We start from the raw sequence: 23,034 nt of genomic DNA on the forward strand, positions 1-23,034 counted from the left end.
ACCTGCAAGTTTCTTTGAAGGTTATAGTTTCATCATTCGGATTCGAACCTTTGCTTTATATCATTTTTTCTAAAAATTAAACATAAAAAAAACCTTCAAATTTCTTTGAAGGTTTTAGAGGCATCGTGCGGATTCGAACCGCAGTAGGAGCTTTTGCAGAGCCCAGCCTAGCCACTCGGCCACGACGCCATTTGTTGAATGGATGGCAAAAGTACTTAAAAAGTTTAGAGTTTAAAAGTTTAAAGTTTAAAAGTTTTAAAAAATATTTACTTTATCCTTTTTAAAGTACTTTTAAATTTACTCTATTGCCAAAGTGTTTAGCTTCTGTATTTTTCTAGTTCAACAGTAACCGCTTCGACATCACCACCAATAGGAGGGTTTAATTTAGAAACAGCCAAGAGTATTCTTGATATTTCTGGAATTTCTCCAAAAACACGAGTAATTATTCTTTGTGCTACATGTTCTAGTAAATGAGAGCGAATTTCCATTTCTTCGACTACAATAGTATTTAATAATACATAATCAACGGTATCCTTCAAGTCGTCCGACTGGCAAGATTTTCGTAAGTCGGTTTTTATTTCAAGGTCAATCGAGTAATCGGAACCAATTTTTCCTTCTTCGATCAGGCAACCATGATAGGAGTAGGTGCGTATATTTTTTAATTTAATAGTCCCCATTTTGAGTATCGTCTTTAATTAGTTTGTTTAATTTTTTATAAAAGTACGAATTATTTGAATTTTATTGGCTTAAAAAGAAATAACCAAATCCTGCATTCGCTATTTAACCAACAATTTTGGTAACTTTGCTTCTTTAATAAAACATTATGTCTACAGAAGAAAAATCACTTCATTTTATAGAACAGATTATAGAAGAAAGCTTAAGTAACGGTTTTCCAAAGGATGAACTACGTTTTCGTTTTCCGCCGGAACCAAACGGTTATTTACATATTGGTCACGCTAAATCAATTTGTCTGAATTTTGGTTTAGGATTAAAGTACAATGCCCCAGTTAATCTTCGTTTTGACGATACGAATCCAGCTAAAGAAGAGCAGGAATATGTTGATGCCATCAAAGAAGATTTATTATGGTTGGGATTTAATTGGACTGAAGAACGCTATTCTTCAGATTACTTTCAGCAGCTGTACGATTGGGCGGTTGAAATGATTAAAAATAACAAAGCTTATGTAGATAGTCAATCTTCTGAGGATATGGCTATTCAAAAAGGAACACCTACTCAACCTGGAGTGGATGGTCCTTATAGAAATCGTTCTGTAGCTGATAATTTGGCTTTATTTGAAGCAATGAAAAATGGAGATTACCCAGAAGGGAGCCATGTTTTACGTGCTAAAATTGACATGTCATCAAAAAATATGTTGATGCGGGATCCTTTAATGTACCGTGTTTTACACCGTCATCATCATAGAACAGGAAATGATTGGAAAATTTATCCGATGTATGATTTCGCTCATGGCGAAAGTGATTATGTGGAGCAAGTTTCGCATTCGATCTGTACGCTTGAGTTTGTGATGCATCGTGAGTTATACGATTGGTTTTTGGACCAAATTTGTGATAAAGATAAAGTAAGACCACATCAATATGAATTTGCTCGTTTGAACCTGAATTACACGGTAATGAGCAAGCGAAAGTTGTTGCAATTAGTGCAGGAAAAAATTGTTAATGGATGGGATGATCCTAGAATGCCAACTATTTCTGGATTAAGAAGAAGAGGGTACACTCCTGCTTCTATTCGTAAGTTTTGTGATATCATTGGTGTTGCAAAGCGTGAGAATGTGATTGACGTATCGCTCTTGGAATTTTGCCTAAGGGAAGATTTAAATAAAACAGCACCTAGAGTAATGGCAGTTTTAGATCCAGTAAAATTGGTAATTACTAATTATCCTGAAGATAAAGAAGAGTCATTAGACGCTGAAAATAATCAAGAAGATGATGCTGCAGGTTTTAGAAAATTGCCTTTCTCTCGAGAATTATATATAGAAAGAGAAGATTTTCTAGAAGTGGCTCCAGCTAAATTTTTCCGTTTAAGTATAGGAAATGAAGTGCGTCTTAAAAATGCGTATATCATTAAAGGCGAAAGTGTTGTAAAAGACAGTGAAGGTACTATTACCGAAATTCATGTTACTTATGATGAAGACAGCCGAAGCGGTAGTGGGAGTGAAGCTTCACAACGAAAGGTGGCAGGAACTTTGCATTGGGTTTCTATAAAACATGCCATTGAAGCTGAAGTCCGTTTATACGATCGTTTGTTTATTGATGAAGCACCAGACAGTCATAAGGAAAAGAACTTTTTAGAATTTATGAATTCTAATTCTCTTGAAATAGTGAAAGGTTTTGTGGAGCCAAGCTTAGCTTCCAGTATAGCTGGAGATAAATTTCAGTTCCAACGTTTGGGTTATTTCAATACAGATAAAGACAGTGCCGAAGGTAAACTGATTTTCAATAAAACGGTTGGTCTAAAAGATGCTTGGGAAGAGAAAGGAAAAAAGGAAGCTAATTTATTGATGAATACTCAAAAAGAAATCAATAAATATGTTAAGGAAAAAGACGCTTCGAATGGTGATTTGATTTTGGAAAATATCGTTGCTAATATACAAAGTATTGATAATTTCAGCCTCATCAATCAGACGGTTGCTAAAAATGTTAAAAATGACAATAACTCTTTATTGTTTGCTAATTTAATTTTACTGCATTCTGATAAAGTGCAACCAAAAGATATTGAAAAAGAGGTTCTGACTAAATTATACACGATGTCTTTAAAAAGTCAATTGGCCGCTGTAAGAATTTTAGCAATTCAGAATTTAAAATCGGATGTTGATAATTTTAATGAATTTCAAAATCAACTTTCGGAATTAGACAGTACAGAGAAAAATGAAAAAGTTATAGATGTATTAAAAGATTTAAAGCTGTAAGTTCATTTTTTTTGGAATAATAGATATTATCAATTAATAGCACCTTTTTTAAGGTGCTATTCTTATTATTGTAAAAATCTATCAGTTTTATTTATATAATTGATTTTTTATATTAGAAATGACTTTCACAGCGAGTGATTAAGCTATTTTTAATTCTTATACATTCAATAGTATAACTTATATAGTTTTCTTTCAATAGTAAGCTTTATTTAAGTTTTTCCTCTTTTCGGAATCACTTTTAGTTATTGTTAACATCACACTGTTAATAAAATTTGTATCTTTATAATATTATTAATCAAATACTAAAAATTATGTCAAAGAATACTGGAAATACGATTTTAGCAATTTTAACTGGTGCAGCTATTGGAGCTGGTGTTGGAATTTTATTTGCTCCGGATAAAGGTTCAAGAACAAGAGTAAAAATTAAAGACGGTTACAAAGATGCTCAAAAAGATTTACAAAAAAAGTATGAAGAACTTTCTGAGGAGGTAAAAACAAAATTATCAACTAAGAAATTTGATTTTGAGGGTAGCTATGATGATTTGCTTTCAAGTATGAGTCATAAAACGGGAGATGTAATTACTTTTCTCGAAAGTAAATTAGCAGAATTGAAAGATAAAAACGCAAAACTTCAAAAATAAGTACGAAGCTTTAAATTTGAAAATACATAATATATGGCATTTGAAGAAATAAAAGAAAATGTTGAAGAAATTCAAGACCAAGCGGAAGCTTATATAGAAAGTAATCTAGCCTATTATAAGTTACGAACTTTTAAAATGGCGATGAAATCAGCTACTACGATTTTAAAGTTTTCTTTGATATTGTTATGTTTTGGTATGGTTTTATTATTTCTTTCTTTAGCCCTTGCATTTGCTCTTGGAAATTATTTAGATAGTTATCCTTTTGGATTTTTAATTGTTGGAGTGATTTATCTTCTTGCTACGGGGCTTTTATTTTTAGTTAGAGACAAGATAGTGGAAGGACCTCTATTAGAGAAATTTTCAGAAATATTTTTTAACGACTAAACTAAACTATGGGAACTATAAAATATTCATCGTACGCTCAAATTGACAGAGAACTAGAGATTTTAAAGATTGAAAAAGAAATCAGTTATCAAAAAATTGTTTTTAGATACTATAAAACAAAGGAAAGCATTGCACCAAAGCATTTACTAAACAATTTGTTAGGCTCCATTAAGACAAGTTTTAGTGGCTCTTATGGGACCATATTAAATGTTGCGGTACCATTAATCATTAATTGGATAATAAATAAAAAAAGAGGCCGCTAAGCCTCTTTTTTGTTATACTAATAAAAACGTTATTCCTCTGTTTCTTCGTCTTCATCATTTACCTCTTTATCTTTAATGGGAATGATAGTAGGTTCAGTTTTTGCTTTCGCTTTTCTATTTCCTTTTTTCATTGATTCACCTACCATATTACTAGCAGTGAAACTAGCTACCATGTTGTTTAACATGTCGCTACCTGCTTGTGGTGAATTAGGTAGTAAGATTAAATTAGAATTGGTATCAGCACCTATTGCTTGTAAAGTATCGTAATGTTGTGTAACTACAATCAATGCCGAAGCTTCTTGTGAGTTTATACCAACTCTATTTAGTACATCTACACTTTCTACTAATCCTCTAGCAATCTCTCTTCTCTGATCTGCAATACCTTGTCCTTGTAGACGTTTGCTTTCCGCTTCTGCCTTGGCTTTGGCTACAATTCTAATTCTTGACGCTTCTGCCTCAAATTCAGCGACAGTTTTCTCTCTATCTGCGGCATTAATTCTATTCATAGCATTTTTTACTTGAATATCTGGATCAATATCAGTTACTAAGGTATTGATAATAGTATATCCATAAGTAGTCATCGCTTCATTTAATTCGCTTTTTACAGCTATGGCGATGTCATCTTTTCTTTCAAAAACATCATCTAGTTTTAATTTGGGCACTTCGGCACGAACCACATCAAAGACATAAGAAGTAATTTGGTCATGCGCATATTCTAATTTGTAAAAAGCATCATAAACCGTTTCTTTAATTACCATAAATTGAACCGAAACTTTAAGTTTTACAAAAACGTTATCTTTAGTTTTAGTCTCGATAATTACATCTAGTTGTTGGATTTTAAGATTTACCCTTCCCGCAACTCTGTCAATTAGTGGAATTTTTAGTTGCAGTCCTGATTGTCTGACACTATGAAATCTGCCGAATCGTTCTATGATAACAGAAGTTTGCTGCTTCACCGTAAAAAAAGAAGACAGTAGAATAAATAATCCAATAACAAGAAGGATAATTAAGGTAATGTTCATAAGATTTATAATTTAGGTTAAAAATGACTGTTAAATTACAAAAAAACTTTAGGTTTGTGAACCTTTAATTCAAGAATATGAAAAAGCTATATTTCACATCCGTTCTATTTTTAGTAGGATGCACGATTTTTGCACAATATGGCTATAGGGATTCTAATAGGATAGGAATCACGTTCGGGGTTAATCATTTTGCTTTAAATACAGATAATTTTCAAACAAAGGCTGATTTAGGTTGGAACGCTAGCCTATCTATGAGAGGAAATTTTTATAATAACTGGGATATGGTTTATGCGCTAGAGTTTAGTGAGAATAATTTTTCAGTGGCTACTAGTAAACTCAATGTTCAAGATGTAGATGTCAATTATAAACTGGCTTCTGCTCAAATATCATTACAGTTGAGTTATATTATTGTAGAAAATCATTTAAGTGTGGAATTTGGTCCAATTGTCCAAGTGAACGGAAAATTTAAACTTGATTTTGAAGATGAGAATAATACAATTAAAGGTACCGCTCTGTTAGCAAAGGATATTGTTGATATTTCTAAATTCAATTTTTATCCCGCTGTTGGTATTACAGCTGGAGTACGTCATTTTAGGTTTAATATGTCGTATCAGTATGGAATCAATAACATGCTTGAAAATTTGAACTCTAAGGGTATTGGAGTCAATTTTAAGGGAAATCCCGGAATATTCAGTGGAAAAATAATCTTATATTTATAAAAAAAGCCTCCGTTAATATGGAGGCTTTTAGTTTTTTATAAGGTTTCAATTGCTTTATGTATTCTACTAATTGTTTCTTCTTTTCCAACGACTTCAACAATATCAAATAGGTGGGGGCCTTTTAAAGCACCAACTAAACTTAAACGGAAAGGTTGCATCACTTTTCCCATTCCTATTTCGTTTTTCGTCATCCAGTCTTTTACAATAGTTTCTATATTGGTAGATGTGAAATCAGTTATTTCTTGCAGCACAGAAATCAATTCCTGCATTAATGCGGGTGTTTCTTCCTTCCAGTTTTTAGATGCTTTGGCATCATAGTCAGTTGGAGCCACAAAAAAGAAATCAGTCAAATCCCAAAATTCAGATACAAAATGAGCACGTTCTTTAATTAATGAAACCACTTTAATTAGTACATTTTCATCAATAGTGAAACCTTTAGACTCTAAGATAGGAGTGAAGGCTTTCGCCAAAGTGGCATCTTCTTGTTTGATTAGATATTGGTGATTGAACCATTTGTTTTTTTCTGGATCAAATTTAGCACCCGCTTTGTGAACTCTGTTCAAATCAAAAGCTTCAGCTAATTCTTCCAAAGTATATATTTCTTTCTCTGTTCCATCATTCCAACCCAATAAGGCTAGGAAGTTAACGACTGCTTCTGGAAAGAAACCTTTTTCTCTGTAACCAGATGAAATTGCTTCTTCCGTTTTCCATTCTAATGGGAATACAGGGAATCCTAGTTTATCTCCATCTCGTTTGGATAATTTTCCATTTCCGATTGGTTTTAAAATCAAAGGCAGATGTGCAAATTCAGGGGCATCCCAACCAAAAGCTCTGTATAGTAAAACGTGTAATGGCATAGACGGCAACCATTCTTCTCCACGAATAACATGTGAAGTTTCCATTAAATGGTCATCTACAATATTAGCCAAATGGTAAGTTGGCATTCCATCACTTTTAAACAATACTTTATCATCTAGTAAGCTAGTTTCAAATTTTACATCACCACGAATGATATCTTGCAAATGCAATGTTTCACCAACGGGAGTTTTAAAACGGATTACATAAGCATCACCATTTGCGATTCTTTTAGCAGTTTCTTCAACAGAAATTACTAGAGAAGTATCTAGTAACTCTCTATTGGTGTGATTGTAAATAAAAGTTTTACCTTGTTCTTCTTGTTCTTTTCTTGCTGTATCTAATGCTTCAGCAGTGTCAAAAGCATAATAGGCCCAACCCGTGTTTATTAATTGGTCAGCATATTCTCTATATAAAGGTTTTCTTTCGCTTTGACGGTAAGGACCAAATTTTTCGTTTTTTCCTATTGTTTCATCAGGAGAAATCCCTAACCATTGTAATGCTTCCATTATATACGCTTCGGCACCAGGAACAAAACGATTTTGATCAGTATCTTCGATTCGTAAAAAGAAAACACCATTATTTTTCTTGGCAAACAAATAATTGAATAGGGCAGTACGCACTCCGCCAATATGTAAAGGTCCTGTTGGACTAGGTGCAAAACGCACACGAACTTGCTTCGACATTTTTATAAATTTTGATGCAAAGATACAATTTCAATTGCTGAACTGTAGAATTTGAAAACGACATAATTTTAACATTTTTGATATTGATGGTTTTTAACATTTCTTTATTCATATAAATTATTACTTTTATTGGTTATATAAAACAAATAAAAGCTTTGGAATCTTCAAATAGTATTTATCAAAAGTTAGAAGTATTTATTAGGAAGTATTACACTAATGAATTGATAAGGGGAATTGTACTTTTTATCGGTTTAGGATTGTTGTGTTTTTTATTCACGCTGTTCGTGGAATATTTTCTTTGGCTGCAGCCAATTGGAAGATCTATTTTATTTTGGACTTTTATTGTTGTAGAAGTAGTGCTGTTATTTCGTTTTATTTTGTTTCCAATATTTAAGTTGTTTAAATTCCAAAAAGGGATTGACTATGACCAGGCATCCAAAATTATAGGAAATCACTTTGCGGATGTCAATGATACGTTGACTAATTTTCTCCAATTATCGAATTCAGATAAAGTGGAACGGTCATCTGAATTGCTTTTGGCGTCTATCGATCAAAAGGCAAATGCATTGCGAACAATTCCTTTTGGCAAGGCTATAAATTTTAGCTCTAATAAAAGTTATTTACCTTTTGCAATAGTTCCCATTTTACTTTTTCTATTCTTTTATCTATCCGGTAATAGTGCTGTTATTTCTCAGAGTTTAAATCGAGTGGTGCATTTTAATGATACGTTTTTACCGCCTGCACCTTTTAAATTTATAGTGGTCAATAGCGATTTGCAATGTGAACAGAATAAAGATTTTTTGCTCAGAATTAAAACGGAAGGAAATGTAGTTCCTGAAAACGCATTGATTTTTATTGATGGCGAAAGTTATTTTATGGAGAACAGTAAGCTTGGTGAGTTTCAATTTAAAATCGATAAGCCAATGGTGGATGTAGTGTTTCATATAGAAGGAAACGCTGTTTCGTCAGCTGAGTATAAGTTGAAAGTGGTTGCTGTGCCAACAATTTCAAACTTTGAGATGCAATTGAATTACCCATCATATTTGAATAAAAAATCTGAAGTAGTTAAAGGAACAGGAAACGCGGTAATCCCTGAAGGTACTAAGGTAACTTGGAGAATTAATTCTTTGGCGACCGAAGATATAGTGTGGGCGGATGAAAGTACGCGTTTTCCGTTTCAAAAGAAAGAAAACATTTTTTTATTGTCTAAAAGTATAGGTCAAAATACAGATTACCAAATAATTACCTCTAATAAGCAGGTGAAAGATCATGAAAAACTGAATTATCAGCTTACGGTGGTTAAGGATCAGTTCCCTAGTATCGATGCAAACTATGCTCCGGATAGTTTGAAGGTAGATAAAAGTTTTATTCTGGGACAAATTACAGATGATTATGGATTGTCAAAATTACAAGTGGTGTATTACCCTAAGGATAAACCAGACGCTGTTAAACGTGGAACGATTTCAATAAAGAGTTCTGGTTACGAGCAATTTTTATTTTCTTTTCCTACTGGGTTAGCAGTTGAACAGGGAGTTTCCTACGAGTATTATTTTGAGGTTTTTGATAATGATGCAATGCATGGTTTTAAAAGTTCAAAATCTTCTGTGTTTTCTAATCGAATTGCAACCGATGAGGAGAAGAAAAGTGAATTGTTGCAAAAGCAAAATGACAACATTAATAGTCTTCAAAAGTCGTTAAAGAATCAAGATAAGCAATTTTCTGAAATAGATAAAGTGCAAAAGACAGCCAAAGAGAAAGAGCAATTTGAATTCAAAGATCAGCAAAATGTAAAAGATTTTATTCAGCAGCAGAAGAAGCAGGATGAGATGATGAAGGAATTTGCGAAGAAAATGAAGGAGAATTTAGATCAGTTAAAAACGACTCCAAAAGATGAATTAAAGGAAGAGTTAAAAAAACGCTTAGACAAAGCAGATCAAGATTTGCAAAAGAATCAAAAACTTTTGGATGAATTAAAGGAGCTTAATGATAAAATAAAGAATGAAGAATTACTTAATAAATTAGATCAATTTAAACAGAATAGTAGAAACCAAGTAAAGAATTTGGAGCAGTTAGTAGAACTGACTAAGAAGTATTATGTTGAAAAGAAGGCGGAGCAGTTAGGGGATAAATTAGATAAGTTGGCGGCAAAACAGAATAAATTGGCTGAGGATGAAAAGGAAAATTCTGCTGATAAACAAAAGAAGATTAACTCTGAATTTGATACTATTGAAGATGAATTAAAAGACTTGGATATTGATAATGCCAAATTGAAATCACCAGTCGATTTACCGAATGATAGTGCGACCGAAAAAAGTATTGCTAATGATTTAAAGAAAGCGACTGACGAACTTCAAAAAGAGAACAAAGCAAAGGCAATACCAAATCAGAAGAATGCTGCTGATAAGATGAAGTCTATGTCTAAGAAGATGTCGCAAAGTTTAGAAGGAAGTGCTAAAGAACAGATGGAAGAAGATGTGAAAATGTTGCGACAAATATTAGATAATTTATTAGCTTTTTCATTGTCTCAGGAGTATGTTATGGTTCAATTTAGAGGTTTGAAAAATGGGTCTCCTGCTTTTAATAAGAATATTAAGTTACAGCAAGATCTAAAACTGCAGTTTAAACATGTTGATGATAGTTTGTTTGCGATGTCTTTACGTAACTCAAAAATTGCAGAAGACATTACGAAGGAGATTGGGAATGTACATTATAACATTGATAAATCCTTAATCAGTTTAGCAGATGCGCAAATACCAAAAGGTTTATCACACCAGCAGTACGCGGTTTCATCCGCTAATAAGCTAGGTGATTTCTTGAGTGATATTTTGAATAATATGCAAGAATCGTTGTCTGGCATGGGTTCTGGAAAACCAAAACCTGGTGGTGGGCAAGGAATGCAATTGCTAGATATTATTAAAAAGCAAGAGGGTCTTGGTCAAAAAATGAAGGAGGGGATGAAGAATGGGCAAAAGCCTGGAGATGGAAAAGAGGAAAAGCTGGGTCAAGGTTCTAAGAGTGGAAAACAAGGTTCGCAAGATGGCGGTATGGATGAAGGTGATGCGCAAGTTTTGTTAGAAATTTACAAGGAACAAAAAAAGCTACGTGAAGCATTAGAAAAAGAACTGAGTAAACAAGGTTTGGGTGGTAGTGGTCAGAATGCTTTGGAACAGATGAAACAAATTGAGAAGCAGTTGTTGAACAAAGGTTTTAATAACGAGACACTGCAAAAGATACTGAATGTGAAGCAGGAATTATTGAAATTAAACACGGCTGTTCAAGAACAAGGGGAGGAAAATAAGCGACAATCAGAGAACAATAGGAGAGAGTTTAATAATGAATCTAAACCATTGCCTGACGCCTTGTTAGATTATTTAAATAGCATTGAGATATTAGACAGACAATCGTTACCTTTGCGCTCGAATTTTAACCGCAAGGTTCAAGAATATTTTAATAAAAAATGATCAATTTTAATTACGAAAACGAGTTCAACTTAGAGAACGAAGGTGCTATTACAAAGTGGCTATCTGAAGTGATTTTATCTGAGGGCAAGAAAGAGGGTGAAATAAACTACATCTTTTGTGATGACGAATACTTACACAAAATCAATCTTGAATATCTAAACCATGATACACTGACTGATATTATCAGTTTTGATTATACGATGGGGAATGAGATAGGAGGTGATATTTTTATATCTGTAGAGCGTGTTCAGGATAATGCTAGTGATTTTAAAGTGTCTTTTGAAGAAGAGCTTAGAAGAGTAATGGTTCACGGTGTGCTTCATTATTGTGGATATAAGGACAAAGGAGAAGAAGATGAGTCGCTGATGCGCTCCAAAGAAAATGAAAAATTAGCGCTGTTCCACGTGGAACAATAAAATACTAACTCAACCGATCTCTATTTATGTTTCACGTGGAACATTGGTAAATTAAATTAGTTTTTGGCGTTGTGTTTTTAAGGTGTTTCACGTGGAACAATCTTGAAAGATGAAAGATTCTGACAGGAGTTGTGCTGCTGGGAACGAGAAAATAAATTGAGATTTCAAAAACAGAAACGCTTTTGGTGTTGAAATCTCGCCCCTGTTAAACGGGATAAATTCATATAATAAGATGTTTCAAGAAGAATATGATGTTATTGTTGTGGGTGCAGGACATGCCGGTTCTGAGGCTGCTGCTGCTGCTGCAAACTTGGGTTCAAAAACGCTTTTGGTAACAATGAGCTTGCAGAATATTGCGCAGATGTCTTGTAATCCTGCAATGGGAGGAATTGCAAAAGGTCAGATCGTAAGAGAAATCGATGCGCTTGGTGGGTATTCAGGAATTGTCTCAGACAAGACTGCGATCCAGTTCAAGATGTTGAATAAATCAAAAGGTCCTGCAATGTGGTCGCCGCGTGTTCAAAGTGACCGTATGCGATTTGCTGAGGAGTGGAGAATGATGTTAGAAGGAACTCCAAATCTTGATTTTTATCAGGAGATGGTAAAAGGTTTGTTGATTGAAAACGGAAAGGTAAAAGGAATTACAACTGCGCTAGGAATCGAAATTAAAGCGAAGTCGGTGGTGTTGACAAATGGAACTTTCTTGAATGGAATAATCCATATTGGTGATAAAAATTTTGGTGGAGGTAGAGCGGGCGAAAGTGCTTCTCATGGTATTACCGAAGATTTAATCAATGCTGGTTTTGAAGCTGGAAGAATGAAGACTGGAACACCTCCAAGAGTGGATGGACGGTCTTTGGATTATTCGAAAATGAACGAAGAAAAAGGAGATGCTAAACCGGATAAGTTTTCTTATTCTGATTTGACGACGCCTTTAATTCATCAGCGATCTTGTCACATGACGTACACTTCTTTGGAGGTGCATGATATTTTGAGAGAAGGTTTTGATCGTTCGCCAATGTTTAACGGAAGAATAAAAAGTCTTGGACCAAGATATTGTCCATCGATTGAGGATAAGATAAATCGTTTTGCCGATAAAGAAAGACACCAATTGTTTATAGAGCCAGAAGGGTGGAAAACCTGTGAGGTTTATGTGAATGGTTTTTCTACTTCACTTCCTGCAGATATTCAATATAAGGCGATGCAATCTGTTGCTGGTTTTGAAAAGGTAAAATTCCTTCGTGCAGGTTATGCGATCGAATACGATTACTTTCCACCAACACAATTGAAACATACTTTAGAAACGAAGTTAGTTGAAGGTTTATATTTTGCCGGACAAATTAACGGGACGACCGGTTATGAAGAAGCTGCTTCCCAAGGATTGATGGCTGGAATAAATGCGCATTTAAAAGTGCACGAAAAAGCACCTTTAATTTTGAAAAGAGATGAGGCATATATTGGAGTTTTAATTGATGATTTAATTACCAAAGGAACCGAAGAGCCTTACCGCATGTTTACTTCGCGAGCAGAGTACAGAACGTTATTGCGTCAGGATAATGCCGATTTCAGATTGACTCCTATGGCACATGAAATAGGTTTGGCTTCTGAAAAGCGTTTGCGTCGTATGGAACATAAGCTAAAGGAGTCGGAAAAAATGGTTTCGTTTTTTAAAGAAACTAGTGTTAGTGTTGCAGAAGCAAATCCAATATTAGAATCAAAGGATACTGCCTTAATTACTCAGGGAGATAAATTGTTTAAAGTTTTCTCACGTCCGCAAATTGATATGGTCGACATCTTGAAATTTGATAAAGTGAAAACATATATTGAAGCGAATGATTTAGATCAGGAAATTCTAGAGCAAGCCGAAATCCAAGTAAAGTATTCTGGTTATATAGATAAGGAAAGAAACAACGCGGATAAACTAACTCGTTTAGAAGATGTGAAAATTCCTGAAGATTTTGATTATGATAAAATAAAATCAATGTCTATAGAGGCGAGACAGAAGCTAGGTAAGATTCGTCCAGTAACGATTTCTCAGGCATCGAGAATCAGTGGAGTTTCTCCAAGTGATGTTTCGGTACTTTTGATTTATATGGGAAGATAAGATGTTTGATTTCAGATTAACGATTTTTGATTTATGATCTTTTTTAAATCTGCAATCAAAAATCGTTAATCTTCATTCTAAAATGACATGTTCCACGTGAAACTATGGCCGTAAGCCTTGTTATTACTAAGGAGCTTGTGTTTTAAAAATAAAATAAATTTAATATTTAATTTTCAATCTTTACGTTTATACTAAAAATTGAAAACTGACGACTGAGAACTAAAAATGGATATTTCAAATAAAAAGCATTTCCTTACAGTAAAAGACCATTCTGTTTCTAAAGAAACATTTGACTTGTACCACGATGAAACAACGGACATGTTAATTACATATCCGCAACCTAGTTTAGAAAACTTGGGTAAGTATTATGAAAGTGAAGATTACATTTCGCATACAGACGGAAAACGATCTTTGTTTGAAAAGGCATACCATTTTATAAAAGGCATCGCTTTAAAAAATAAATTGGAGCTAATCAATTTGCAACAACCTAATAAAGGAAGTATTTTAGATATTGGTGCTGGTACTGGAGATTTTTTGGCTGTAGCCAAAGAAAATGGTTGGAAGACAGTAGGAGTGGAGCCAAGTGATAAAGCGAGAGCTATTGCCTTGAAAAAAGCAGTTTCTTTTGTTGAGGATACTTCGGGATTAGAAAGTCAGTCTTTTGACGTGATTACGATGTGGCATGTTTTAGAACATGTTCCAAATTTAGACAACCAAATAAAAGAATTAAAACGTTTGCTAAAACCAGCGGGAACTTTAATTGTTGCGGTTCCAAATTTTAATTCTTTCGATGCAAAACATTATGGTGCATTTTGGGCTGCTTATGATGTACCAATTCATTTTTGGCATTTTTCTAAAAAAGCCATTAAATTGCTTTTTGAAAAAGAAGATATGAAATTAGAAAAAGTGCTGCCTATGAAATTTGACTCTTTTTATGTGAGTTTGTTATCTGAAAAGTACAAACATGGAAAAATGAATTTTGTTAAGGCATTTTTTGTTGGATTGCAGTCGAACATAAAAGCCAAACAAAATTTTGAATATTCATCCCATATCTACGTTCTAAAAAACAAGTAAATCGAATTTAAGTCTAGTTTAAGCCGTGATTCCCTCTTTTATGGGTGTTGTTGTTACTTGTTTTAATTTTGTTTCTTATTTGAGCGCTGTTGAAGTCGGTTTTTATAGCAATAAGTTATAAAATCGGTCTTTTTAATAATAAAATCTGATAGTATAATTTTTTGCTAATTTTTAAAGTTTTTTAGGATACTCTCTAATTTTTTATATTTTTGCTATAAACACATAAATTCCAAACAAACCAAAATGAAAAAAGTATTATTAATTATCGCAATTTCTATTTCAGTTGTTGCTTGCAACAAAACCGCAGATGTTAAAGAAGTAAAAACAGCTTACGTAGATACTTCGGTATTAATGAAAGAATATACAGAAGCGAAAGATCTTGAAGCGAAATATAAAGCTCAGTCTGAAGAAAAAGGAAGACAGCTTGATGCGGAGATTAAACGTTTCAAAGAAGATGCTGCTAACTTTCAAAGTCAAGCGCAAGCAAATGGTCAAACGTGGGCACAACAAAAAGGAGCTGAATTACAAAAAAGAGAGCAACAATTGAGTTATGCTCAACAAGCTTTATCTCAACAATTACAACAAGAAAGTGGTGCAGAAATGGACTCTTTAGTAAGTGGAGTAAAAAAATTCATCAAAGCTTACGGTAAAGAAAAAGGATATTCTTATATCTACGGTACGGGTGATGCTGCATCAGTTTTATATGCTGAAGATAAATACGACATTACAAAAGATATTGTAAAAGCATTAAACGACAAATACACAGCAGCTGCTAAAACAGTTGATAAAGTAGAAGATAAAGCAGAAGAGAAAAAATAATCGCTACTTTTTTACAATCATATCAATGCCTTTATTCTGTTTTTAGAATAAAGGCATTGTTTTTTTAGTCCATTTACTTCTGGAACAGTGGTTTTATATTTTAAGCCGATATTGTTTTTTGGATTATAAAAAAGTTACTTTTACTACGCTTTAATTCAAACTTTGTTGAGGGGAAAATTAGGGCAGTTCAAATTTTATTTCTACTTAATTTATCCGCCTAATGCAAGCCATATCCGAAGCCGCAGAATACACCTTACAATTTATCAATCAAACACAACGGTCTATATTCCTGACCGGGAAAGCGGGTACAGGAAAGACTACGCTTTTACGTGAAATTATTGCGACCACACATAAGAACACGGTTGTAGTAGCACCCACGGGAATTGCCGCACTAAATGCGGGAGGTGTGACGATACATTCTATGTTTCAATTGCCTTTCGGCGGTTTTATCCCTTCGTTTAATGTCGAATCCCAGTTTACTGAAACCGTAAAATTCGAGTCAAAGGATACTTTGCGCAGGCATTTTAAAATGGGCGGACTAAAGAAATCGGTGATTCGAAATATGGAACTGCTGGTTATTGATGAAGTAAGTATGTTGCGTGCCGATTTGTTGGACGCCATGGATTACATGATGCAAACGGTACGAAAGAAGACAACGCCTTTTGGAGGGGTACAGGTTTTGTTTATAGGCGATTTATTACAATTGCCTCCAGTGATTCGGGATGAGGAGTGGCGAACTTTGCGTGCTTATTACAAAGGGAAATTCTTTTTTCACTCTCATGTAGTGCAGCAAAATCCGCCGTTATATATTGAATTATCCAAAATTTTCCGTCAAACGGATTCTACTTTTATTTCTGTTTTGAATAATTTGCGGAACAACCAAATTACTACCGAAGATATTCAGGTGCTGAACAAATATGTCAAACCTGATTTTGATTTAAAGGCAAATAAAGGATATATAACCCTGACCACACATAATGCCAAAGCGGATACCATGAACTCGCAGGCTTTACATGATTTAAAAGGCGAGTTAATTACATACAAACCGGATATTGTAGGTGATTTTCCAGAAAAAATATTTCCGATCGAAGAAAATTTAAAGCTCAAGATAGGAGCGCAGGTCATGTTTGTTAAAAATGACTTGTCTATTGATAAGAACTATTTTAATGGAAAAATGGGGGTTATCAAGTCATTGTCAAGCCAAGAAATTCTTGTCCATTTTCCAGAGGAAGAGAAGACCATAGAAGTCGAGAAATACGAATGGCAAAACATCCGCTACAAGGTAGATCAGGCGACTAAGGAAATTGAAGAAGAGGTTTTGGGGACTTTTGTGCATTATCCAATCAAGTTGGCTTGGGCAATTACGGTTCATAAAAGCCAAGGTCTTACTTTTGATAAAGCAGCAATCGATGTTTCGCAGGTTTTTATGCCAGGACAAGCTTATGTTGCATTATCGCGTTTGCGTTCGTTAGAAGGGCTTATTTTACTCTCTCCGTTAAGAATGAATGGTATTTCTAATGATCAAGATGTGATGGATTATTCATTGAATAAAGCCTCGGAGGAATTGTTGAAAAACTCACTGCATTTTGAAACCAAAAATTTCATCCATAACTATCTGATAAATAGTTTTGATTGGGGTGATTTGGCACAGGAATGGCGCAACCACAAGTTCAGTTATTCGGAGAAATCAGAAAGCTCTGAAAAATCAAAACATTCCGTTTGGGCAGCGAAACAGTTAATTGCCATCGATTCGTTATTGGATCCATCCAAAAAATTCATTCATCAGCTCAATAAAATATTCAACAATGAAACGGTTGATTTGATTCATGTTTCCGAAAGGGTTCAAGCGGCCTTAGGTTATTTCCTTAAACCCATGGATGATTTGGTTTTTGAGATCTTGTGGAAACTCGAAGAGGTGAAGCGGGTCAAGAAAAGTAAGGCGTATTTTGACGAACTAATTGTGCTTGAAGAATTGCAGACCAAAGCGGTTTTGCGATTGATGAAAGCCAAGCTGCTGATAGAAACCGTTGTGGCCGGAGATCCTATTTCGAAAGAAAAATTGACTTCTGACGAAATTAAGAAATACATCAGCAGAAAGACCGAAGCGATTCAGAACCAATTCAAGAAAAAACATATTACTTTAATTGAAGACGAAAAAGACTTGGAACGCTATACTTCAAAGAAAAAAACGGATAGTAAAGCGCCCAAAAAATCGACTGTAGAGATTACTTATGAGCTTTGGATTGACAAGAATTCTATCCAGGACATAGCGACAATCAGGAAATTAACCATCCAAACCATTGAAAGTCATCTGGTAAAGTTGATTCAATCTAAAAAAGTAAGCGTCCAAGATATATTGCCGCAGGACAAAATCAAGGAATTGAGCGAAGCCTTCAAGCATTACAAAGAGGAATCCTTGAACGGAATGAAAGAAAAATTTGGCGAGAAATATTCCTGGGATGAATTGAGAATGTTTAAGGCAAGTTTGAATTAGGTTTGAATACAATTGTTATGAAAAAAATAGTACTGACATTAATAATTGTTTTCTCCATTTTTTCCTGCAAACAAAAAACAGAGAATACTCCTTCAGTTACTTTAGATAATAAAGAAAAAAGTATTTCTGATAAACCAGATTTAGAAACTACGGTAAAGAATCAAAAAACAGACTCCCTAAATGTTGATAATAGAAGTACGATTATAGATCACTATATCTGTTATAAAGACGATAAAGTAGCTTCAAGAATGATATGGATAAGTTTTACAGATAAAGAAGATGCGGTGCAAATAAAATACAAAGGGCAAAAATTGCCGATAGATTTAATTTTTATTAAAGAAGAATTTATTAAAGGTGGGGCGCATCCCACAATTATAAAATACTATTCTGAAAAAACAGGTCCGGAGATTAACGGAGAATATAAAATAACGCATTCAGGAAATTGGGATTATGTGGAATATACAAGAGGTAAAGACGATAGAAAGTTTAACTTTACAATTGACTTTGAATCAAATCCTTATGGCAAAGAAGCTTGTTTCTAGGGTAATTTTTTATGGAGTAGCTAAAGAATCGCAGGGTATTAACAAAAACAATATCCATTATTTATAAGCATAGTCCTCATAAAATTAAATTACTGCATTTATAAAATACATTACTAAATACTAAAACCAATCACTTTATGAATTATTCTGTCAAAGCAAGTATCTCCTCAAATAAAGACGCAGGGGTACATATCAAAGAATCTGAGGTTAGTTTTGGGGTTTCTCCTGATACAGAATCTAGTTTGCCCAATCCAGCAGAGTTGTTTTTGGGATCTTTTTCAGCTTGCATTCTGAAAAATGTAGCTCGTTTTTCTGTTATGATGAATTTTGAATATTCAAGCGCTGAATTAACGGTAAATGCCGTGCGACTTGAAAAACCGCCAAGAATGGATGAAATACAATATGAATTGATCGTTTACAGTCAAGACGATAGCTTAAATATTGATTTACTTCATAAGAATATAGAAAAATTTGGAACGATATTCAACACGGTTAAGGCTTGTTGCGCTGTAAGTGGAACAATAAAAAAAATAACGAATTAAGAGATAAGCAGTTCTAAATTAGGTTTTTAAACGAAACGCTGTAACTAAAAATTCATAATCTATTATTCTTAGATTTCTGTAAAGCAACGCAGAAACCAATTCAAAACCTTATTTTTGCAGGATGCAAAAAAATATTAGGACCTCTCAATTTGAGTTTGTCGCACTGATGGCTTCATTAATGTCGGTGGTGGCTTTAGCAATCGATGCTTTATTGCCAGCACTAGAAATTATTGGGATAACAATTGGTACTACAAATGTTGTTGATAACCAATTACTCATCACAATGATCTTTCTTGGACTTGGATTTGGGCCTTTAATTTGGGGTCCACTTTCAGATAGTTTTGGGAGAAAACCAATAGTTTATATGGGTTTTGGCTTATTTATTGGGGCCAGTTTTATTTGTGTAAACGCCACAAGTTTAGAGGTGATGGTTCTAGGCAGGATTCTGCAAGGAGTAGGTTTATCTGCGCCCAGAACCATAAGTATTGCGATTATTCGTGATATGTACAGCGGCGATTATATGGCGCGCATCATGTCATTTGTGACCGTAGTTTTTATTCTCGTTCCTGTGGTTGCTCCAGCTTTGGGTAAGTTTGTTCTTGATTATTATAATTGGCATGGCATTTTTTATATTCAAGTGATTATTAGCTTGGTTGTTTCCTTCTGGTTTTGGAAACGACAACCAGAGACTTTATCTAATGAAAACAGGAAGGTTTTTTCAAAAAAAGGATTTATAGGGGAGTTTAAAGAATTACTGAAATTCAAGAAAACGATTGGTTTTACTGTTATCTCGGGGTTTGTTACTGGATCATTCATGGTTTACCTAAGTAGTTCCCAGCAAATATTTCAGAATCAGTACAATCTTGAAGAAGAGTTCCCATACATATTCGCCGGATTGGCAATAGCAATAGGTGCGGCTGTTTTTTCAAATGGCGTACTAGTTTTAAAATACGGAATGGAAAAATTAATTACCGTAGCCCTGGTTTCTTTCTTTGTAGTTTCAGCAACTTATGTTGCTTTATTTTATAATACGCCAAATCCTGATGTGCGCATTTTGTTGCTGTTTTTTGCATTACAATTTTTTAGCATTGGTTTTCTTTTTGGAAATATACGTGCCATGGCCATGGAACCTGTAGGACACATTGCGGGGATTGCCGCAGCGGTTACTGGTTTTATTTCCACAATTATGGCTGTTCCTATCAGTATCTTTATTGGCCGTTTCATTAAAGAAACAGCATTACCATTGTTTGTTGGTTTTTCAATATGTTCTGCTTTGGCGGTTAGTTTGCTTATTTATTTAAAAATAGACGAGAAACGAAGAAATGTGAATCTTTAAAACAAAATGTAATTACGAAGATAGGAGGGTAGAGGGTTGAAATAGCAATAAGTCATGTGAAAAGTAAATTCAAATAAGTTGTTATAATGTCGTACCCGCTTAATACAACATGTAAAAAAAAACCGAAAGATCTTTAGTGTATAAAGTCCTTTCGGTTTTTTATTTTGAATCAATAATGGTACTCTCTTATAAATCTAAACTGCGTAATAAATATTGTTTTAACTAATTTGATCCAAAGCTTTCTGGATTGAAGTATCTCCTTTTATAATTTCGAAAGTGGCATTTGCAGCCGTTTTGTCTTCTAAGCTTTGTACTAATGTTTGCGCAACATCGGCTCTACTTATTTCACCATGTTTGTTTAACTTTTGCTGCAGTTCAATCATTTCTAACTGCGAGTCATTCGTTAAAGTTCCTGGTCTGACAATGCTATAGCTTAAGCCACTATTTTTTAAATATTCATCTGCATTGTGTTTTGCTTTCAAATAGTCTTGCAGCTGAGTTGCTTCTTCAGGTTTGTCTGCTCCCATAGAACTCAACATTACAAATTTCTTGATATTTGCCTTTTTAGAGGCATCAATTAATTTTTTAGCGCCTTCTTGATCGACTCCTATCACATTTTTACCCGCTGAACCGGCCGCAAATATTACTCGGTCAATTGGATTAGTAAAAACAGACGTAACATCAGCTTCTAAATCGCCCAAAACAGTTTGAATATTCTGGTCTTTGAAATAGGCTTGTTGGTCCTCTTTTCTAACCATTGCAATAGGGTTATAATTTTGAGATTTATTTAAAATGTCTACTATTTTTTTTCCTGTGGCGCCATTAGCACCGGCTACTAATATATTTTCCATATTCTAAAGTTACAAAAAATTCTTGCAGCTAAGGTCAATGAGAGAAGTCTTTAACTTCAGTTTATTACTTTTTAACATTCTTTAAGAAATGGAATTCGTGATATAGGTAAGTTAAAATTTTCTAAATAATTTTTTTATTTCAAAGCAGTTGCTTAGTTTTGCATCAGAATAAAACAAACAATGGCAAGAAGTAAACAATATAACGAACAAGAAGTTCTAGAAAAAGCAATGTCTTTGTTCTGGCGCAATGGATACGAAAACACCTCGGTTCGTATGTTGGAGAAAGAAATGGGAATCAATCAGTTTTCGATTTACGCTAGCTTTGGTAGCAAGCAAGGGTTGTTTTTAGAAAGTTTAAAATGCTATAAAAGCAAAGTAAACTGCATGTTCGAAAAGTTTAAAAACGGTACAAACGGAATCGACGATATCAAAGAATTTTTCTATGATTCAGTTCAAATTCCAATCGAGATAGGTAATTATAAAGGATGTTTCCTAACGAATACCTACAACGAGTTTGCAGAAGCAGAAGACCAAATGATTTATACACAAATGGTAGAATTTATGGATGGTATCAAACAACTATTTATAGAAAAAATTCAAACCGATAAAAGCAAAGACGAACAAACGGTGTTGAAGCAAGCCAATTATTTGCTACTGTCAAAACACGGACTTGCAGCAGCATCAAGAGTCAACGATAAACAAGAAATAGAAGATTATATTGAGCTTACGTTCAAAAGCATCTAGCTTTTTTTTGTTTCAAAACTAAGCATATGCTTAGAATTAAAATAATTATAAATAATACAATTAAAAATCACATTATGACGACATTAAAAGTACACAACATCGAATCAGCTCCAGAAGCAAGCAAAACATTATTAGAAGGATCTCAAAAAGCATATGGAATGATTCCAGGACTTCACGGTGTTTTAGCAGGAGCTCCCGGTTTACTTAAAGCCTACCAAGACATACACGAATTATTCGTAAACACTTCTTTCAATGAAGAAGAATTAACAGTAGTGTGGCAAACTATCAACGTAGAGCATGCTTGTCATTACTGTGTACCAGCTCATACCGGTATTGCAGCAATGATGAAAGTAGATGAAGCGGTTACTGAAGCTTTACGTAATGAAACACTATTGGCTAACCCTAAATTAGAATCTTTACGTACTATGACCTTGATTATCGTTCGTAACCGTGGTCATGTTTCTCAAGAAGAATTGGAGGCATTTTACGCAGCAGGTTATGGTGAGCAACAAGTTTTGGAAATCATTCTTGGTGTGTCTCAAAAAGTAATCAGTAACTATACTAATCATATTGCAAATACACCAGTAGATGCGGCTTTCAAAAAATATGCTTGGTCTAAATAATTAGAATTGCAGTCAAGTCACAAACACTATTTTATTTATTTGGGCAGCTTATCCGCCCTCCGTTCCCGCTTTTTTTGTTCCGCTACGCTGCACAAAAAAGAGCTCCACTCAGCTCGGGCTGCGGGACCGTGCAAACAGGAATGTTCAGTATATAAAATAGGGTTTTTGACTTGTTTTTATAAACATTTAAAGAGGCAAAGTTTAAAAGCAAAGCGCGGGAATCGTGCTTTAGTAACCGCAGGATTTTCGGAGATCTGAAGAGCATTTCTGCTAGAATTAGCCTAACATGTATTTTAGTAGAAGCAAAGAAAAACGGAGTTAAAGTGCTCAGGAAATTCATGCTAAATATGATATAAAGCGACAAACCTTTTCCGTCGATTTATCTTTAATAAAATCAATTTTGATTTTATTAAAGAATTAAACAACCAAGAAATTGGAATACTTAATCATTGTGCCGGAATAGAAAATAACCAATATATTTTAGGTGTAGGAAAGGAGTTATTTAATCGAAGCAGTTGCTTATACGATTCGG

The 23,034-nt window shown here is 34.1% G+C and carries 20 protein-coding genes and 1 tRNA gene; 16 read left to right on the forward strand and 5 right to left on the reverse strand.

The features are described from left to right. Nucleotides 1–118: 118 nt before the first annotated feature. Both QO182_RS14165 and folB read right to left on the reverse strand, forming a co-directional pair. Nucleotides 119–189: transfer RNA gene (locus QO182_RS14165), tRNA-Cys, on the reverse strand. 128 nt (nucleotides 190–317) lie between these two features. Beyond that, nucleotides 318–677: a dihydroneopterin aldolase gene (gene folB, locus QO182_RS14170; protein WP_371537977.1), complete on the reverse strand. Its 360-nt coding sequence runs from the start codon at nucleotides 675–677 to the stop codon at nucleotides 318–320. A 146-nt stretch (nucleotides 678–823) separates the two neighbouring features. Between folB and QO182_RS14175 the strand changes: the two genes are divergently transcribed. The 4 genes from QO182_RS14175 (at nucleotide 824) to QO182_RS14190 (ending at nucleotide 4,214) form a co-directional block, all read left to right on the forward strand. Continuing rightward, a complete protein-coding gene (locus QO182_RS14175) occupies nucleotides 824–2,926 on the forward strand; it encodes a glutamine--tRNA ligase/YqeY domain fusion protein (RefSeq protein ID WP_371537980.1) in 2,103 nt (700 codons plus the stop codon). Between the two features lie 311 nt (nucleotides 2,927–3,237). After that, a complete protein-coding gene (locus tag QO182_RS14180; RefSeq protein ID WP_371537983.1) occupies nucleotides 3,238–3,567 on the forward strand; it encodes a YtxH domain-containing protein in 330 nt (109 codons plus the stop codon). 33 nt (nucleotides 3,568–3,600) lie between these two features. Beyond that, nucleotides 3,601–3,951 (forward strand): phage holin family protein, encoded by a 351-nt coding sequence (locus QO182_RS14185; protein WP_371562273.1) that lies wholly within the window; start codon nucleotides 3,601–3,603, stop codon nucleotides 3,949–3,951. 8 nt (nucleotides 3,952–3,959) lie between these two features. Beyond that, entirely contained in the window at nucleotides 3,960–4,214 is a 255-nt protein-coding gene (locus tag QO182_RS14190) for a DUF6327 family protein (RefSeq protein ID WP_371537989.1), read from the forward strand. 29 nt (nucleotides 4,215–4,243) lie between these two features. Here the strand turns inward: QO182_RS14190 and QO182_RS14195 are convergent, their stop codons facing one another. Further along, complete coding sequence (locus tag QO182_RS14195; RefSeq protein ID WP_371562275.1) at nucleotides 4,244–5,236, reverse strand: SPFH domain-containing protein; 993 nt, start codon at nucleotides 5,234–5,236, stop codon at nucleotides 4,244–4,246. A 77-nt stretch (nucleotides 5,237–5,313) separates the two neighbouring features. On the opposite strand from QO182_RS14195, the gene QO182_RS14200 reads away from it, so the two are divergent. Beyond that, complete coding sequence (locus QO182_RS14200) at nucleotides 5,314–5,955, forward strand: PorT family protein (protein WP_371537996.1); 642 nt, start codon at nucleotides 5,314–5,316, stop codon at nucleotides 5,953–5,955. Between the two features lie 35 nt (nucleotides 5,956–5,990). Here QO182_RS14200 and gltX read toward each other — a convergent pair whose 3' ends face one another. Beyond that, nucleotides 5,991–7,496 (reverse strand): glutamate--tRNA ligase, encoded by a 1,506-nt coding sequence (gltX, locus tag QO182_RS14205; RefSeq protein WP_371562277.1) that lies wholly within the window; start codon nucleotides 7,494–7,496, stop codon nucleotides 5,991–5,993. Between the two features lie 155 nt (nucleotides 7,497–7,651). Here gltX and QO182_RS14210 point away from each other — a divergent pair, with 155 nt between their 5' ends. The 9 genes from QO182_RS14210 (at nucleotide 7,652) to QO182_RS14250 (ending at nucleotide 20,284) form a co-directional block, all read left to right on the forward strand. Next, nucleotides 7,652–10,957, forward strand: a complete 3,306-nt coding sequence (locus QO182_RS14210; protein WP_371562279.1) for a hypothetical protein — start codon at nucleotides 7,652–7,654, stop codon at nucleotides 10,955–10,957. Then, a complete protein-coding gene (gene ybeY, locus QO182_RS14215; RefSeq protein ID WP_371538006.1) occupies nucleotides 10,954–11,373 on the forward strand; it encodes an rRNA maturation RNase YbeY in 420 nt (139 codons plus the stop codon). The genes QO182_RS14210 and ybeY overlap by 4 nt, the downstream gene beginning before the upstream one ends. A 232-nt stretch (nucleotides 11,374–11,605) precedes the next feature. Then, nucleotides 11,606–13,477, forward strand: a complete 1,872-nt coding sequence (gene mnmG / locus QO182_RS14220) for a tRNA uridine-5-carboxymethylaminomethyl(34) synthesis enzyme MnmG (protein ID WP_371538009.1) — start codon at nucleotides 11,606–11,608, stop codon at nucleotides 13,475–13,477. Nucleotides 13,478–13,702: 225 nt separating this feature from the next. Beyond that, entirely contained in the window at nucleotides 13,703–14,551 is an 849-nt protein-coding gene (locus QO182_RS14225) for a class I SAM-dependent methyltransferase (RefSeq protein ID WP_371562281.1), read from the forward strand. A gap of 243 nt (nucleotides 14,552–14,794) precedes the next feature. Then, nucleotides 14,795–15,370, forward strand: a complete 576-nt coding sequence (locus QO182_RS14230; RefSeq protein ID WP_371538013.1) for an OmpH family outer membrane protein — start codon at nucleotides 14,795–14,797, stop codon at nucleotides 15,368–15,370. Between the two features lie 220 nt (nucleotides 15,371–15,590). After that, nucleotides 15,591–17,864, forward strand: coding sequence for a helix-turn-helix domain-containing protein (locus tag QO182_RS14235; RefSeq protein ID WP_371562283.1), 2,274 nt, complete (start codon nucleotides 15,591–15,593; stop codon nucleotides 17,862–17,864). Nucleotides 17,865–17,881: 17 nt separating this feature from the next. Beyond that, nucleotides 17,882–18,406, forward strand: a complete 525-nt coding sequence (locus QO182_RS14240) for a hypothetical protein (RefSeq protein WP_371538017.1) — start codon at nucleotides 17,882–17,884, stop codon at nucleotides 18,404–18,406. A gap of 137 nt (nucleotides 18,407–18,543) precedes the next feature. Continuing rightward, nucleotides 18,544–18,948 carry an OsmC family protein gene (locus QO182_RS14245; RefSeq protein WP_371538019.1) on the forward strand — a complete coding sequence of 135 codons (405 nt, stop codon included), beginning with the start codon at nucleotides 18,544–18,546 and terminating at the stop codon, nucleotides 18,946–18,948. Between the two features lie 121 nt (nucleotides 18,949–19,069). Then, nucleotides 19,070–20,284: a multidrug effflux MFS transporter gene (locus tag QO182_RS14250; protein ID WP_371538022.1), complete on the forward strand. Its 1,215-nt coding sequence runs from the start codon at nucleotides 19,070–19,072 to the stop codon at nucleotides 20,282–20,284. Between the two features lie 218 nt (nucleotides 20,285–20,502). Here the strand turns inward: QO182_RS14250 and QO182_RS14255 are convergent, their stop codons facing one another. Next, the gene (locus tag QO182_RS14255) at nucleotides 20,503–21,135 is read right to left on the reverse strand and encodes an SDR family oxidoreductase (protein ID WP_371538024.1); all 633 of its coding nucleotides are present in this window, start codon (nucleotides 21,133–21,135) and stop codon (nucleotides 20,503–20,505) included. A 180-nt stretch (nucleotides 21,136–21,315) separates the two neighbouring features. Between QO182_RS14255 and QO182_RS14260 the strand changes: the two genes are divergently transcribed. Together QO182_RS14260 and QO182_RS14265 are read left to right on the forward strand one after the other, a co-directional pair. Then, nucleotides 21,316–21,879, forward strand: coding sequence for a TetR/AcrR family transcriptional regulator (locus QO182_RS14260; protein ID WP_371562285.1), 564 nt, complete (start codon nucleotides 21,316–21,318; stop codon nucleotides 21,877–21,879). Between the two features lie 74 nt (nucleotides 21,880–21,953). Continuing rightward, nucleotides 21,954–22,502 (forward strand): carboxymuconolactone decarboxylase family protein, encoded by a 549-nt coding sequence (locus QO182_RS14265; protein ID WP_371538030.1) that lies wholly within the window; start codon nucleotides 21,954–21,956, stop codon nucleotides 22,500–22,502. Nucleotides 22,503–23,034 lie beyond the last annotated feature (532 nt).

It is taken from the genome of Flavobacterium sp. Arc2 (genome assembly GCF_041431385.1).
In the GTDB taxonomy this organism is placed as follows: domain Bacteria; phylum Bacteroidota; class Bacteroidia; order Flavobacteriales; family Flavobacteriaceae; genus Flavobacterium.